Source organism: Kitasatospora sp. NPDC057595, assembly GCF_042800875.1.
Classification (GTDB): Bacteria; Actinomycetota; Actinomycetes; order Streptomycetales; family Streptomycetaceae; genus Kitasatospora.
In genome coordinates, this window is the sequence record NZ_JBHVGL010000006.1 from 239,599 (window position 1) to 252,873 (window position 13,275).

A 13,275-nucleotide genomic window follows, 5' to 3' on the forward strand; every position below is an offset into this window, starting at 1 on the left:
GGAAGCGACCGCGTCTAGGCTCGAACGAATGAGGCGACTGGACGTCATCGACCGGGCTCTGTTCCACCGGGTCGCCGCGGCCGACCGTCCGTTCGGGACCGGGTCACTGACCGGCCGCTGGCTGCGCCGGTTGAGCCGGGCCGCGGACCACGGGATGCTCTGGTTCGGCACAGCCGCCGCGCTCGGGGCCATCGGCGGGCGGGCCGAACGGCGGGCGGCGCTGCGCGGGGTGAGTTCGCTGCTGCTCGCGTCCACCGCCGCCAACATCGCGGCCAAGCAGCTCACCCGTCGCCCGCGACCCCCGCTCGGCCCGGTCCCGGCGACCCGGCGGTTGCTCCGCCAGCCGGTCACCACCTCCTTCCCCTCCGGGCACTCCGCCTCCGCCGCCGCCTTCGCCACGGCCGTGGCGATCGAGTCCCCGGCCGCTGCCGCCCTGGTGGCACCCGCCGCGCTGGCCGTCGGTGTCTCCCGGGTGTACACCGGCGCGCACCATCCGGGCGATGTCCTGGCCGGATTCGCGTTGGGTTCGGCGCTGGCGGTGCTCACCCTCCGGTGGTGGCCGCGCGCCTCCCACCTGCGGCCGGCTGCCGGACCGCCGCGCCGCCCGGCCCCGGCGCTGCCCGAGGGGGCCGGTCTCTCGGTGGTGGTCAACTCCGGTTCCGGCAGCGGCGCGTTCTCCGCCGGCGGCCCGGAGGACACGGTCGCCGCGCTGCGCGACCTGCTGCCCCGGGCCGACGTCCGGCTCTGCGAGCCCGGGGACGACCTGCCCGCCCTGCTCGCCGAGGCCGCCGACCGGGCCGCGGCGGCCGGCGGCGCGCTGGGGATCTGCGGGGGCGACGGCAGTGTCAACCTCGCCGCCGGGCTGGCCGTCGAGCGGAACGTGCCGCTCGCGGTCTTCCCCGGCGGCACGCTCAACCACTTCGCGCTGGACCTCGGAATCGACGGCATCGAGGCGACGGCGGCCGCCGTGATGGCCGGCCGGGCATGCGGGGTGGACCTCGGCGTGGCCGCCGACGACACCGGGCGCCGGCACTTCATCAATACGTTCAGCCTCGGCGTATACCCCGAACTGGTCCGGCTGCGCGAGGAGTTCGAGGGACGGATGGGCAAGTGGCCGGCGCTCGCGGTGGCGACCGCCCGGGTGCTGGCGACCGCCGGGCCGGTCACCGTCCGGGCCGGCGGCCGCGACCGCCGGCTCTGGCTGCTGTTCGCGGGCAACGGTGTCTACGATCCGCCGGGCTTCGCCCCGACCCACCGGACCGGGCTCGCCGACGGCCTGTTGGACGTCCGAGTGGTCGACGGCGGGCGGCCGTTCACCCGCACCCGGCTCGCCGCCGCCTTCCTGTCCGGCACGCTCGCCCGCTCCCGGGTCTACCACTCCGCCCGGATCCGCGCCCTCGACCTGGACGCCCTGGGCGACGCCGGCCGGATCGCCGTCGACGGCGAATCCGTGCCCGCCGCAGGCGCGCTCCGACTGGCGAAGGCCCCGCGGGCGCTGACCGTCTACCGACCCGGCACGGACCGGGCAGGGCCACCGGAAGCCCCCAGGACGGGACGGCCGGGATTTCGGTAGCGTGACCGCATGAGCGAACCGACCGGCCCGAGCACCGCGTCGTCCGAGGCCGCGTCGTCCGGCGGGTCGGGCCACTCCGTCGCCCGCTTCTACGACCAACTGGCCGAGGACTACCACCTGGTGTACGCCGACTGGGCCGCCAGCGTGACCCGGCAGGGCGCGAGCCTGGACGCGCTCCTGCGTGCCCGGCTCGGCGACGCGCCGGCGGAGGTGCTCGACTGCGCCTGCGGCATCGGCACCCAGGCGATCGGCCTCGCAGCGCACGGCCACCGGGTCACCGGTACCGACCTCAGCCCGGCCGCCGCCGCCCGGGCCGGCCGGGAGGCGGCGGCGCGCGGGCTGCACCTGCCGACCGCCGCCGCCGACATGCGCCGACTGCCCTGCACCGACGGACGGTTCGACGCCGTCGTGTGCGCCGACAACTCGCTGCCGCACCTGCTCACCGCGGCGGACGTGCGCACCGCGTTCGCCGAACTGCACCGGGTACTGCGGCCCGGTGGCCTGCTGATGCTGTCCACCCGGCCGTACGACGAACTGCGGCTCAGCCGACCGACGTCCACGGCGCCCCAGCCGTCCATGGACGACGATGGCCGACGGACCGTCACCTTCCAGCTGTGGCACTGGCACGAGGACGGCGAGCGGTACGACCTGGAGCACTTCCGGCTCGCGGAGCGGGAGGGCGGCGGCGGTGCGGGGTGGGGCGAGGCGAGCGTGCGCCGCAGCTCCTACTGGGCGCTCACCCGGGACCGGATCGACGGGTTCGCCACCGAGGCGGGCTTCACCGACGTGGAGTGGCAGCCGCCCGCCGCCAGCGGCTTCTTCCAGCCCATCCTGCTCGCCCGCGCCGCCGGGCCGGGCCACAGCCGCTGAAGACCGTCGTCAGCGATCACGACCCGGCCGGACCGGACGACCCGGCCGCATCGAGCGGACCGGGCGGTCCGAGCGGTCCGAGCGGTCCGAGCGGTCCACGGAACCCGACCCCGTGCCGGCGCCGCAGCAGCACGATCTCGATCACCGCCGTCACCGTGACCCCGACCGGGCCCGCGACCAGCGCGACCAGGGCCGCGCCGTGGGTGGAGGTCCCGTCCCTGTCGACGAACAGGACGTGCCCGAGCGCGGTCAGCCAGACCAGCAGTGTCGCCACCAGGGGCCTCACCAGTGGATGCGCACGCACCGCGAAGGAGTTGCGGTGCACGAGGTAGAGCACGCACAGGTTGAACGGCGCCAGCCACAGCAGGAGCACGCCGGCCAACGGAAGGAGGGCCGACCGCATCATGACGACGAACACGACGGCGGTGAACACCCCCACCAGCAGCGGCCGCGCCACCAGCCGCCCCACCTGCCGCCGGGTGCCCGGATAGGCCAGGAGAACCAGCGGCAGACAGGCCAGCAGCAACGCGATCGGGCCGGTGAGCAGCATGACGACGCTGTCCTCGCCGATCAGCTCGATGAGCAGGTCGCCGGAGGTCCAGGTGCCGGTGACCGTGCGGACGAGGAACAGGACGATGCCGAGGCCGAGGAGCGCGCGCGGCGTGAGCAGGCGTTCGACGACTGGGTCGAGCGTTTGCGCGGCGGCCCTGGTCACGACCGGTTGGGCGTACGGGCCGAGGACGTCGGCACCGACGGCCGCGGTGACCCCGGAGGCGGTCAGCCGCATCATCCGGTACGGTCCGTAGACCCGGCTCGCCAGCCGCCACGGCAGCAGCACGTCCAGGACCAGCTGGTGGCCCTCCCGTGGTGGCGGCGATGGCATGCGGTAGGGCGGCTGAGCGTAGGCCGCCGCCAGTTCGGCGGGTGATCGCGACACCGTCACGGGCCCTCCCCCGTCCCCCGGCCCTCGTTCCGGTCGGAGCTCGACCGTAGGTGCACTGTGACAGCGCGCCGGTGGCCTCGCAATCCGGTTTTCCCGATGCGCGCCCCCCTGATCAGGGCCATTCAGACGCTAACGACGGACAGGCTCGGACGACACGCACATCAACCCCTTCGGGTGACATGCCTATCTTTGACGCGGCCCCGGTATCTAGGGTTTGAAGCACCGTTGGTTCACGAAGGGATACCCGCCATGTACCGCACCGTCCGTACCTTCGCCGTCCTCATCGCCGCCATCGGCGCCGTTTCCCTGCCCACCACCCAGGCCTTCGCCGACGAGGTGACGGTCAACACGACGACCATCACCGTGATCGGCACCGGCAACCAGCTCGCCGGTGGCGAGATCACCAACGTCGGCGGCGACGCCATCATCGGCTCCTTCGACGGCATCGACGTCCACTGACCCCACCGCCGCACCGGACACGCAGCATCGAACACGCACCGCCCGCGCCCGCCCCAGGCGCGGGCGGTGCCGCGTCCACCCGGCCGGACCCGCCAGGACGGTCGGCCCCGGGACGGTCAGCGGCGACCGCCGAACTCCCAGCGGTGGACCTCGACGGCGGCGTAGTGGTGCGGGGTGAGGACGGCCCCGGCGGCGTCCGGGTCGGGGGCGCGGAGCAGGGCGGCGGTGCCCAGCCAGGTGCCGGCGTCGTCGGAGAGGAGCGGACCGTAGGCGATCAGCTCGTCGCGGTCGGGCGGGGGCGTGAGGTCGGCGGGCCGGCCGGCACCGAGGCCGAGCACCAGGTAGCGGTCGCCACCCGTGGGGCCGCCGGGGAACTCCGCCATGGTGCGGCCGAGGAGGTTGCGCCACCGCCGCACCAGGACGTCCCGGTAGGCGCCCGCCTGGTAACAGGGCTCGTCGAAGGCGAACGCGCGGGCCGCGGCGGGGTCCGGCAGGTCGAGGATGTGGACGCTGCCGGTGGGGGTGCCGGCGTCGCCGAAGGTGGGGCCGCGGGCGATCATCTCGGCGGCGAACCGGTCCATGTAGGACCAGTGTTCCTCCCTCAGGTCCTGGCGCAGCGACCCGGAGTGCGGCCGGTCCCGGTGGTAGGTGAAGAACTCCATGCCCGCAGGGTGCCGCCCCGCGACCCGGCGCGTCGACCCGATTTCCACCCCGGCCTCGGCAACCCGGCCCGCGCGGCATCGGCTCCCCTTGATGAAGCGGCCCTTCGACACTTCCCTCTGCTGTTGTCAAGGAACGAGGACGCCCCGGGCCGCACCGCCCTCCGGGACCGGCCGCCCCGCGCGGAGCACCACGCGCTCAGGTCTGGCGCTGCGGGTGGTACTCCGCCTCGGTTATGCCGAAGGTCCAGGCCACCCCGGCGCGGGCGGTGAGCGTGCTGGGCGGCACCCGCAGCCAGTAGGTGCGGAAGGTGCCGTCGGGCTCGGCGGTGGAATTGACCACCTCGACCATCACCACCGCCTCGTCGTCGGGCAGCTCGATCCGCCAGAGCACCCCGGTCTCGTCCTGGTGCACCGGGACGGCGCCGGAGTCGGTCAGGTACCGCTCGTAGCCGTAGTGCTCCAGCAGGACGCGGCGCAGCTCGGCGTTCTCCTCGGTGCGGATCCGCTCGACGGTGACGGTCCCGAGCCCGGCGAGGAACTCGGCGGGCACCGGCATGCCCCGCCAGGCGTGCAGGGCGAAGCCGTCGGAGTATGCCAGGGCCGGGCCGTCGGCGCGGTCGAGCCGGCCGGCCTCGTCGCGGTGCAGGGCGACCGGGCGCTCGCTGACCAGTGCCACGTCCGCGTACGGCCACCACCAGCCGGCGCCGCCGGCGACCTCGGCCAGCGCGGCGATCGCCTCGCCCGCAGGGCCGCCCGGCACGTCCGACGACGAGCCGAGCACCCCGGCCGCCTCGAAGGCGGCGAACCAGGGGGCGTCGTGCTGGCCGCGGACGGCGTCGAGCAGCGCGAGGCGGACGGCGGTCCGGCGCTCGCGGGCCGCCTCGACCACGTCGTCATCGTCGTTCTCGGTGTCCGGCTCGGGCGCGAGCCCGTCGAGGACGGCGCCGCGGATCCGGTCGGCGAGCGCGTTGGTCACCGGGCCAAGCTCGCCGCCGGTCAGCGCCCAGAGCGGTGCCCAGCCGGCCGCGCCGGTCCGGTCGACGGCCTGCCGGCGCACGGCGTCCCACGGGAGGGTGCGGACCGCCTCGCGCACCGTCACGGCGCCCGCCGCGCGCAGCTCCAGCGCCGCCTCGACGGCCGCCTGCGGCGAGCCGAACCACCGCACCGCGGCGGGCTCGGCCAGGCCGGCCGCCCGGTAGGCGGCCCGCACCGCCCGCTCGACGCCCGCCCGGTCGGCCGGGCCGGTGGCGGCGGCCGCAGCCCGCCAGCGGGCCGTCACCTCGGCCGGCCCGCCCGCCGCGGGGGCCGGTGCCGTCTGTCCAGTCACCATCACACTCTCCGTTCCCGGCCGGGCACCCCGCCCGGCCGTGCCGCGGGCGCCACGCGCCCGCCCCGATCCTGGTCCCTCGTCCGCGCGCCCCGGCGCGCGCCGTCCGTCCGTCAGTCCGCGACCATGCGCACCGCGCCCGGCACGTACTCGCGCTGGCGGACCACCCGGTACCAGCCCTTGGGCAGCGGGATCGCCGCATGCTCCTCGTGGACCACCCGGCCGCCCTCCGGCAGGTGCAGCCACGCCGTGCCGAACGGCCCCGACTCGCGCCGCAGCTCCCCCGGGCCGACCACGGCGTGCGCGTGCCCGGTGACCTCGCCCAGTGCCAGCACCAGCCGGCCCCGCACGTCCCTGGGCTGCGCGGCCAACGAACCCACCCGGCCCGGCACCGCCGGCTCCTCCACCGGCACCAACAGCACGTCTCCCTGACGGAACATCAGCTCTCCCTCGCCGACTCGACGACGCATCGGAATCCCACGTCACGGACCATAGGGCAAGGGTCCGACAACGACGCCCGGTACCCGCGTGGCGGCTGTGCCGGACGGGGCCGGCGGGGCGTGCGGGGAGCAGAGTGCAACGCGCCCGGGCGACGCCCCGGGCACCGGATTGTCGGTCCGGGCTGGTAGACACTTGTTCGGCCCGCACCGACCCTCCGAGGAGCAGCGCATGACGGTCAACAACCACATCGAGGAGTTCCACGGCCTTCCCGTCTTCGACTTCGTCGCGGCCGTCGACGAGGGCGGCGCGCTGCCCGAGCCCGCCGCCGCGGCCTGGAAGATCGCCGTCGAGTTCGAGGCCGACCAGGACTGGGCCGCGCGCTGGCAGCAGTTCCTGGAGCGCGTGGACACCGCCCGGGTGACCGCCGTGGTGGTCGGCGAGTGGTCGCAGGACGGCCCGGAGAGCTTCGCCGGGCCGCTGGCCGCGATCCTCGGCGCCGCCGATCGGCTGCCCGCCCTGCGCGGCCTTTTCATCGGCGACATCACGTACGAGGAGAACGAGATCTCCTGGATCCAGATGGTCGACGTGACGCCGGTGCTGACGACCTTCCCGCTGCTCACCGAGCTGGTCGTGCGTGGTGCCTCCGACGAATCGGGCGGGGGCGAGGGCATCTCGCTCCGGCCGGTGCGGCACGAGCACCTGCGGGCGCTGCGGTTCGAGTCGGGCGGCCTGCCGAGCGGGGTGCCGAAGGCGGTCGCGGCGAGCGAGCTGCCCGCGCTGGAGCGGCTGGAGCTCTGGCTCGGCGTGGCGGGTTACGGCGGCACCACCAGGCTCGCCGACCTGGAGCCGTTCCTGGACGGCGCTCGCTTCCCCGCGCTGCGCCACCTCGGCCTGCAGAACAGCGAGATCGAGGACGAGATCGCCGCCGCCGTCGCGCACGCCCCGGTGGTGCCCCGGCTGGAGTCGCTGAACCTGTCGATGGGCGCGTTCACCGACCAGGGCGCGGCCGCGCTGCTGGAGGGCCAGCCGCTCACCCACCTCAAGTCCCTCGACCTGCACCACCACTACCTCACCGACGCCATGCAGCAGCGGCTGCGCGAGTCCCTGCCGGGTGCGGTGATCGACCTGTCCGGGGCCGGCCGGCCCGACGACCAGTGGCGCTACGTCGCCGTCGCCGAGTAGCCCGCGCCCGCGCCCACCCGTCCGTTACCCGCATCCGCTCAAGCACCAGCGCCAGTCATGCCGCCCAGGGGGGGCACCCGTGTTCATCACCAAATCCGTCGACCGCTTCCTCCACCTGCCGGTCGTCACCTTCTCGCTCAACGAGCCCCACCGGGGCGACCGGCACAGGCTGATCGACGAGCTGCCGGCTGCGGACGCCGCCGCCTGGCGGCTGACCGTCGGCTACGGTTCCAAGGCCGGCTTCGACGACGTCTGGTCGGCCTTCCTCGCCGCGGTCGACCCGGCCGCCGTCCGTGCCCTGCTCATCGGCCCCTGGTGGATGCGGGACTACGTGCCGGTGGGCGAGACGCTCGCCCGGATCGTCGCCGACGCCGAGCGGTTCCCCGCCCTGGAGGCACTGTTCATCGCCGACGTGACGTCCGAGGACTGCGAGATCTCCTGGCTGGAGATGTCGGACATCACCCCGGTGCTGAAGGCGTTCCCGCAGCTCACCGACCTGGTGGTACGCGGCGGCAACGGACTCGTGCTCCACCCGGTCCGGCACGACCGGCTGACCGACCTGCGCTTCGAGAGCGGCGGGCTGCCGGACGACGTGGTGCGGGCGGTCGCGGCCAGCGAACTGCCCGCGCTGGAGCGCCTGGAGCTGTGGCTGGGCGTCGACGAGTACGGGGGCGACGCGACGATCGACGACCTCGCGCCGTTCCTGGCCGGCACCCGGCTGCCGTCGCTGCGCCACCTCGGCCTGGAGAACAGCGAGTTCCAGGACGAGATCGCCGCCGCTGTCGCGCACGCCCCCGTCGTGCCGCAGCTGGAGTCGCTGAGCCTGGCCATGGGCGTGTTGAGCGACGAGGGCGCGGCCGCGCTGCTCGACGGCCAGCCGCTCACCCACCTCAAGTCCCTCGATCTGCACCACCACTACCTCACCGACGCCATGCAGGAGCGGGTGCACCAGGCCCTGCCGGGCGTGGAGGTCGACCTCTCCGACGCCGAGGAGGACGACGAGGACGAGTGGCGCTACGTCGCGGTGGCCGAGTAGGCGGGCACCGATGCTGACGACGACCCCCCAGACCGCCGACCGGACCGCCGGCCGGGCCGCCACCCGGGCCGACGACCCAACCCGGGCCCGGGCTCCGCGTCCGCCCCGGCCAGAGCACCGGCTCCCGCCGGACGGGCGGCTGACCGTGCTCGGCAATCCCGGCCACCGCCGGGTGACGCTGTTCGCGGCCGCCGCCCGGGCCGCCGGCCTGCCCGAGCCCACCGTCCTGCCCTGGCTCGACCTGCTGCGCGGTGCGTACCGGCTGCCCGAGGGCACCGTGCTGCGCATCGAGTCGCCGGGAGAGGAGGAGGCGGTGGACGTGCTGCTGCGCGGACCGGCGCTCGGCGCGCAGTACGCGCCGACCCGGGTCGAGGGCGGCGCGGCCTGGTACGCCGGGGTGACGGCCGCGCTGCGCGCGCTGGCCGGGACCCCCGGAGTGCGGCTGCTCGGCGACCCGGAGGAGATCGCCGTGATGTTCGACAAGCGGCGCACGCACGCACTGCTGTCGCGCGCCGGCGTGCCGGTGCCGCGTGCCCTCGGCGGGGCCACCGTCACGGGCTGGGAGGACCTCCGTGCCCGGCTGGACGCCGACGGGCTGCGCCGGGTCTTCGTCAAACCGTCCCACGGCTCCTCCGCGTCGGGGGTGGTGGCGCTGGAGTTCGGGCCGCGCGGCCAGTTGCGGGCCACCACCTCGGTGGAGCTCGCCGACGGGCGGCTGCACAACTCGCTGCGGGTGCGCCGCTACCGGGAGGAGCGGCTGGTCGCGGAGCTGGTCGACCGCCTCGCCCCGGACGGCCTGCACGTCGAGCAGTGGGTGCCGAAGGCCTCACAGTCGGGGCGCTCGGCCGATCTGCGGGTCGTGGTGGTCGCCGGACGGGCCACCCATGCGGTGGTCCGCACCAGCGCCCAGCCGATGACCAACCTCCACCTCGGCGGCGCCCGGGGCAGCCTCGACCTGGCCCGCGAGGCCGCCGGACCGGCCTGGCCGGACCTGCTGGAGACGGCGGAACGGGCGGCGGCCTGCTTCCCGAACTCCCCGATGGTCGGCGTCGACGTGCTGCCGACCGCCGCGTGGCGACGCACGGTGGTCGGCGAGGTCAACGCCTTCGGGGACCTGCTGCCCGGCCTCACCGGCCTGCCCGGCGGCCCCGCCGAGGGCCTGGACACCTACGCCGCCCAACTCGCCGTCCTCGGCGCCGCACCCACCCACGACGCCGCACCCGCACCCGCACCCGCACCCGCACCCGCACCCGCACCAACGATCCACCCACGTACGGAACAGCCCTGATGAACCACCGCCCCAGCACCCCCGCCCCCGCCGTCCCCGCCGACTCGCCCGACATGAACGCGGTGGTGGGCAGCCACGACCTGCTGCTCGTCACGCTCGACACCCTGCGCTTCGACGTCGCCGAGGAACTGGCCGCCGCCGGACGGATCCCCCACCTGGCCGCCCACCTGCCCGGCGGGCGCTGGGAGCGACGGCACTCCCCCGGCAGCTTCACCTACGCCGCCCACCAGGCGATCCTGGCCGGCTTCCTGCCGACCCCCGCCTCGCCGAACGGGCCGCACCCGCGCCTGTTCGCTGCCCGGTTCGCCGGTTCCGAGAGCACCGCGCCGCGCACCTGGGTGTTCGACGCCCCGGACCTCCCGACCGCGCTCGCCGGCGCCGGCTACCGGACGGTCTGCATCGGCGGGGTCGGCTTCTTCAACAAGCAGGGCCCGCTCGGCTCGGTGCTGCCCGGTCTCTTCCAGGAGAGCCACTGGTCACCGGAGATGGGCGTCCCCTCGCCGACCTCCTTCGAGGAACAGGTCGCCCGCGCCGAGCGGGTCGCCGCCGAACAGCCCACCGACCAGCCGCTCTTCCTCTTCCTCAACGTCTCGGCGCTGCACCAGCCGAACTGGTTCCACCTGCCCGGCGCCACGCGCGAGCACGGCGACAGCCGGGCGAGCCACGCCGCCGCCCTGGAGTACGTGGACGCCCACATCGGCCGGCTGTTCGCGGCGATGAGCGCCCGTCGGCCGTGCTTCGCGATCGTCTGCTCCGACCACGGCACGGCCTACGGGGAGGACGGCTACACGGGCCACCGGATCGGCCACGAGGTGGTCTGGACGGTCCCGTACGCGCACTTCACGCTCCCCGCGAGCACCCCGCCGTCCGCCGCGCCCGCCGAGGAGACCGCATGACCACCGCCCCCGCCCGGCCGGCCCACGACCCGGCGCCCGCGACCCCCTCCGCGCCGGGCTCCACGCCGACAGCCGAGCCGACCGCCGGGCCCGTCTCCGAGCCCGTCTCCGAGCCGCCGTACGCTCCCCCCTACCAGTCGTACGTCTACGCCTACCCCCACAAGACCGCCTACCGGGAACTGCCGGACCGGCCGCCGCTGCGCGAGCTGTGGGCGGGCGAGCCGCAGCACGCGCTCTCCCTCTACCTGCACATCCCGTTCTGCGAGGTGCGCTGCGGCTTCTGCAACCTGTTCACCCGGATCGGCGGCCCCGACGGCCTGACCACCGCCTACCTGGACGCGCTGGACCGGCAGGCCGTGGCCGTGCGCGCGGCGCTGGACGAGGGCGCCCGGTTCGCGCTCGCCGCGTTCGGCGGCGGAACCCCGACCTATCTGAGCGCCGCCGAGCTGGAGCGGCTCTGCGCCATCGCCGAGCACCGGATGGGCGCCGACCTGCGGGCAGTCCCGCTGTCGGTCGAGGCCTCCCCCGCCACCGCCACCGCCGACCGTCTGGCGGTGCTCGCCGAGCGGGGCGCCACCCGGCTGAGCCTGGGTGTGCAGTCCTTCGTGGACGCGGAGGCGCGATCGGCGGTGCGCCCGCAGAAGCGCGCCGACGTCGAGGCCGCGCTGGGCCGGATCCGCGACGCCGGGTTCCCGGTCCTCAACATCGACCTCATCTACGGCATCGACGGCCAGACCGAGGCGAGCTGGCTCCACTCGCTGGACGCCGCGCTGGCCTGGCAGCCCGAGGAGCTGTACCTCTACCCGCTCTACGTGCGCCCGCTGACCGGTCTGGCCCGGCGCGGGGAGGCGGAGGGCCCGGACGAGTGGGACGCCCGCCGGCTGGCCCTCTACCGCGCCGGGCGCGACCACCTGCTCGCGCACGGCTACCAGCAGGTGTCGATGCGGATGTTCCGCCGCGCGGCCGCGCCACAGGCCGGGGTGAGCGAGTACGCCTGCCAGACCGACGGCATGGTCGGCCTCGGCTGCGGTGCCCGCTCCTACACGTCCCGCCTGCACTACTCCTTCGACTACGCGGTGGACGCGACCGAGGTGCGCCGCATCATCGACGACTACGTGGCGACCGAGTCGTTCGACCGTGCCGTGGTCGGCCGGGCGATGACACCGGCCGAGGCACGGCGGCGGCACCTCGTGCAGTCGCTGCTCCAGGCCGAGGGGCTGGCGCTCGGCGAGTACCGGGCCCGTTTCGGCGGCACGCCGACCGAGGACTTCCCCGCCGAACTGGCGGAGTTCGCGGCCCGCGGCTGGCTGGCGGACGACGCGGACACGGCCCACCGACTGCGGCTGTCCCCCGAGGGGCTGGCGCACTCGGACGCGGTCGGGCCGATGCTGTTCTCGCCCGAGGTGCGCACGCTGATGGCCGGATACGAGGCGAAGTGACCTTCCTCGGCATGCCCACCGCCGCGTCCGCCTCCCCCGACCCCGCTCCCGATCAGCCCGTCGACCTCGGCATCCTCTACCGGGGCCCGCTGGCCTCCTGCGACTACGACTGCCCGTACTGCCCGTTCGCCAAGCGACGCGACACGCCCGGGCAACTGCGCGCCGACCGTGCCGCGTTGGAGCGGTTCGCCGGCTGGGTGGCCGGCCGCGCCGGCACCGGCGACACCGTCTCGGTGCTGTTCACGCCCTGGGGCGAGGCGCTGGTGCGGTCCTGGTACCGGCGCGCCATGGTGGAGCTGAGTCATCTGCCGCACGTCCCGCGGATCGCCGTCCAGACCAATCTCAGCTGCCGCACCGGCTGGCTGGCCGAGGCCGACCTCGACACCCTCGCGCTCTGGGTCACCTACCACCCCGGCCAGGTCGACCACGACCGCTTCCTCGCCAAGTGCCGCGAACTCGACGCCCTGGGCGCGCGGTACAGCATCGGGGTGGTCGGGCAGCCGGAGCACCTGGCGGCGGCCCGGCGGCTGCGCGCCGAGCTGTCCCCCGCCGTCTACCTCTGGATCAACGCCGCCGAGGGGTACACCTACACCGACGAAGAGGCGGCCGCCTGGACCGCGCTCGACCCGCACTTCGGCTTCAGCCGCCACGCCCACCCCAGCGCCGGCCGCCCCTGCCGCACCGGCGAGTCGGTGCTCTCCGTCGACGGGGACGGCACCGTCCGCCGCTGCCACTTCGTCCGCGAGGAACTCGGCAACCTCTACGACGGCTCCTACCGCGCCCGGCTCGCCCCGCGCCCCTGCCCGCTGCCGGTCTGCGACTGCCACATCGGCTACGTCCACCTGGAGACCCTGCCGCTGTACGACATCTTCGCGGGCGGTGTCCTGGAGCGCATCCCGCACACCTGGTGACGAGCCGCCACCGGACAAATCCGGTTGCGGGACGACCGCAGCGCGTGACACCGTGACCGTGATCCCCACGTCAGTGATCCCACGAAAGGGGCCGCTCATGGCAGGCCGCGCCGTACCCGGCCTGGTGCTCGGCGACTCCTCGGTCGGCACGCCGACCGGGGAGCCGCACCGCGTCTGACGCACCTTTGTTCCCCTCCTCGTCGGCGTGTCCTTCGTGCCCTTCCGCACGTTCGACCACGAGGAGTCCC

Annotated in this window: 13 protein-coding genes; 9 read left to right on the plus strand and 4 right to left on the minus strand. The window is 74.9% G+C overall.

What is annotated here, in order from left to right; translation table 11 throughout:
- Positions 1 to 28: 28 nt before the first annotated feature.
- Positions 29 to 1,573 carry a bifunctional phosphatase PAP2/diacylglycerol kinase family protein gene (locus ACFU9E_RS12785; protein WP_380682940.1) on the plus strand — a complete coding sequence of 515 codons (1,545 nt, stop codon included), beginning with the start codon at positions 29 to 31 and terminating at the stop codon, positions 1,571 to 1,573.
- A 9-nt stretch (positions 1,574 to 1,582) separates the two neighbouring features.
- Positions 1,583 to 2,443, plus strand: a complete 861-nt coding sequence (locus tag ACFU9E_RS12790; protein ID WP_380682941.1) for a class I SAM-dependent methyltransferase — start codon at positions 1,583 to 1,585, stop codon at positions 2,441 to 2,443.
- A gap of 16 nt (positions 2,444 to 2,459) precedes the next feature.
- Here the strand turns inward: ACFU9E_RS12790 and ACFU9E_RS12795 are convergent, their stop codons facing one another.
- Positions 2,460 to 3,386, minus strand: a complete 927-nt coding sequence (locus tag ACFU9E_RS12795) for a hypothetical protein (protein WP_380682942.1) — start codon at positions 3,384 to 3,386, stop codon at positions 2,460 to 2,462.
- A 249-nt stretch (positions 3,387 to 3,635) separates the two neighbouring features.
- Here ACFU9E_RS12795 and ACFU9E_RS12800 point away from each other — a divergent pair, with 249 nt between their 5' ends.
- Entirely contained in the window at positions 3,636 to 3,845 is a 210-nt protein-coding gene (locus tag ACFU9E_RS12800) for a hypothetical protein (protein ID WP_355359097.1), read from the plus strand.
- Positions 3,846 to 3,961: 116 nt separating this feature from the next.
- Here the strand turns inward: ACFU9E_RS12800 and ACFU9E_RS12805 are convergent, their stop codons facing one another.
- The 3 genes from ACFU9E_RS12805 to ACFU9E_RS12815 form a co-directional block, all read right to left on the minus strand.
- A complete protein-coding gene (locus ACFU9E_RS12805) occupies positions 3,962 to 4,507 on the minus strand; it encodes a YciI family protein (protein ID WP_380682943.1) in 546 nt (181 codons plus the stop codon).
- Positions 4,508 to 4,703: 196 nt separating this feature from the next.
- Entirely contained in the window at positions 4,704 to 5,837 is a 1,134-nt protein-coding gene (locus ACFU9E_RS12810) for a DUF6745 domain-containing protein (RefSeq protein WP_380682944.1), read from the minus strand.
- A gap of 110 nt (positions 5,838 to 5,947) precedes the next feature.
- Positions 5,948 to 6,274 (minus strand): hypothetical protein, encoded by a 327-nt coding sequence (locus tag ACFU9E_RS12815; RefSeq protein WP_380682945.1) that lies wholly within the window; start codon positions 6,272 to 6,274, stop codon positions 5,948 to 5,950.
- Between the two features lie 229 nt (positions 6,275 to 6,503).
- Between ACFU9E_RS12815 and ACFU9E_RS12820 the strand changes: the two genes are divergently transcribed.
- The 6 genes from ACFU9E_RS12820 to ACFU9E_RS12845 all read left to right on the plus strand — a co-directional run bounded on the left by ACFU9E_RS12820 (position 6,504) and on the right by ACFU9E_RS12845 (position 13,027).
- A complete protein-coding gene (locus ACFU9E_RS12820; RefSeq protein WP_380682946.1) occupies positions 6,504 to 7,457 on the plus strand; it encodes an STM4015 family protein in 954 nt (317 codons plus the stop codon).
- A 79-nt stretch (positions 7,458 to 7,536) separates the two neighbouring features.
- Positions 7,537 to 8,493 (plus strand): STM4015 family protein, encoded by a 957-nt coding sequence (locus tag ACFU9E_RS12825; RefSeq protein ID WP_380682947.1) that lies wholly within the window; start codon positions 7,537 to 7,539, stop codon positions 8,491 to 8,493.
- A 10-nt stretch (positions 8,494 to 8,503) separates the two neighbouring features.
- Positions 8,504 to 9,781 carry an STM4014 family protein gene (locus ACFU9E_RS12830; protein WP_380682948.1) on the plus strand — a complete coding sequence of 426 codons (1,278 nt, stop codon included), beginning with the start codon at positions 8,504 to 8,506 and terminating at the stop codon, positions 9,779 to 9,781.
- 53 nt (positions 9,782 to 9,834) lie between these two features.
- Positions 9,835 to 10,677 (plus strand): STM4013/SEN3800 family hydrolase, encoded by an 843-nt coding sequence (locus tag ACFU9E_RS12835; protein WP_380682955.1) that lies wholly within the window; start codon positions 9,835 to 9,837, stop codon positions 10,675 to 10,677.
- Complete coding sequence (locus tag ACFU9E_RS12840) at positions 10,674 to 12,116, plus strand: STM4012 family radical SAM protein (protein ID WP_380682949.1); 1,443 nt, start codon at positions 10,674 to 10,676, stop codon at positions 12,114 to 12,116. The genes ACFU9E_RS12835 and ACFU9E_RS12840 overlap by 4 nt, the downstream gene beginning before the upstream one ends.
- A gap of 11 nt (positions 12,117 to 12,127) precedes the next feature.
- Positions 12,128 to 13,027: an STM4011 family radical SAM protein gene (locus ACFU9E_RS12845; protein WP_380682950.1), complete on the plus strand. Its 900-nt coding sequence runs from the start codon at positions 12,128 to 12,130 to the stop codon at positions 13,025 to 13,027.
- Positions 13,028 to 13,275 lie beyond the last annotated feature (248 nt).

What these genes read in the sequence shown, in the direction of transcription:
- ACFU9E_RS12810 (WP_380682944.1), bottom strand. Translation starts at nt 5,837, where the DNA reads ATGGTGACTGGACAGACGGCACCGGCCCCCGCGGCGGGCGGGCCGGCC.
- ACFU9E_RS12820 (WP_380682946.1), top strand. Translation starts at nt 6,504, where the DNA reads ATGACGGTCAACAACCACATCGAGGAGTTCCACGGCCTTCCCGTCTTC.
- ACFU9E_RS12840 (WP_380682949.1), top strand. Translation starts at nt 10,674, where the DNA reads ATGACCACCGCCCCCGCCCGGCCGGCCCACGACCCGGCGCCCGCGACC.
- ACFU9E_RS12805 (WP_380682943.1), bottom strand. Translation starts at nt 4,507, where the DNA reads ATGGAGTTCTTCACCTACCACCGGGACCGGCCGCACTCCGGGTCGCTG.
- ACFU9E_RS12800 (WP_355359097.1), top strand. Translation starts at nt 3,636, where the DNA reads ATGTACCGCACCGTCCGTACCTTCGCCGTCCTCATCGCCGCCATCGGC.
- ACFU9E_RS12815 (WP_380682945.1), bottom strand. Translation starts at nt 6,274, where the DNA reads ATGTTCCGTCAGGGAGACGTGCTGTTGGTGCCGGTGGAGGAGCCGGCG.
- ACFU9E_RS12785 (WP_380682940.1), top strand. Translation starts at nt 29, where the DNA reads ATGAGGCGACTGGACGTCATCGACCGGGCTCTGTTCCACCGGGTCGCC.
- ACFU9E_RS12790 (WP_380682941.1), top strand. Translation starts at nt 1,583, where the DNA reads ATGAGCGAACCGACCGGCCCGAGCACCGCGTCGTCCGAGGCCGCGTCG.
- ACFU9E_RS12830 (WP_380682948.1), top strand. Translation starts at nt 8,504, where the DNA reads ATGCTGACGACGACCCCCCAGACCGCCGACCGGACCGCCGGCCGGGCC.
- ACFU9E_RS12845 (WP_380682950.1), top strand. Translation starts at nt 12,128, where the DNA reads ATGCCCACCGCCGCGTCCGCCTCCCCCGACCCCGCTCCCGATCAGCCC.
- ACFU9E_RS12835 (WP_380682955.1), top strand. Translation starts at nt 9,835, where the DNA reads ATGAACGCGGTGGTGGGCAGCCACGACCTGCTGCTCGTCACGCTCGAC.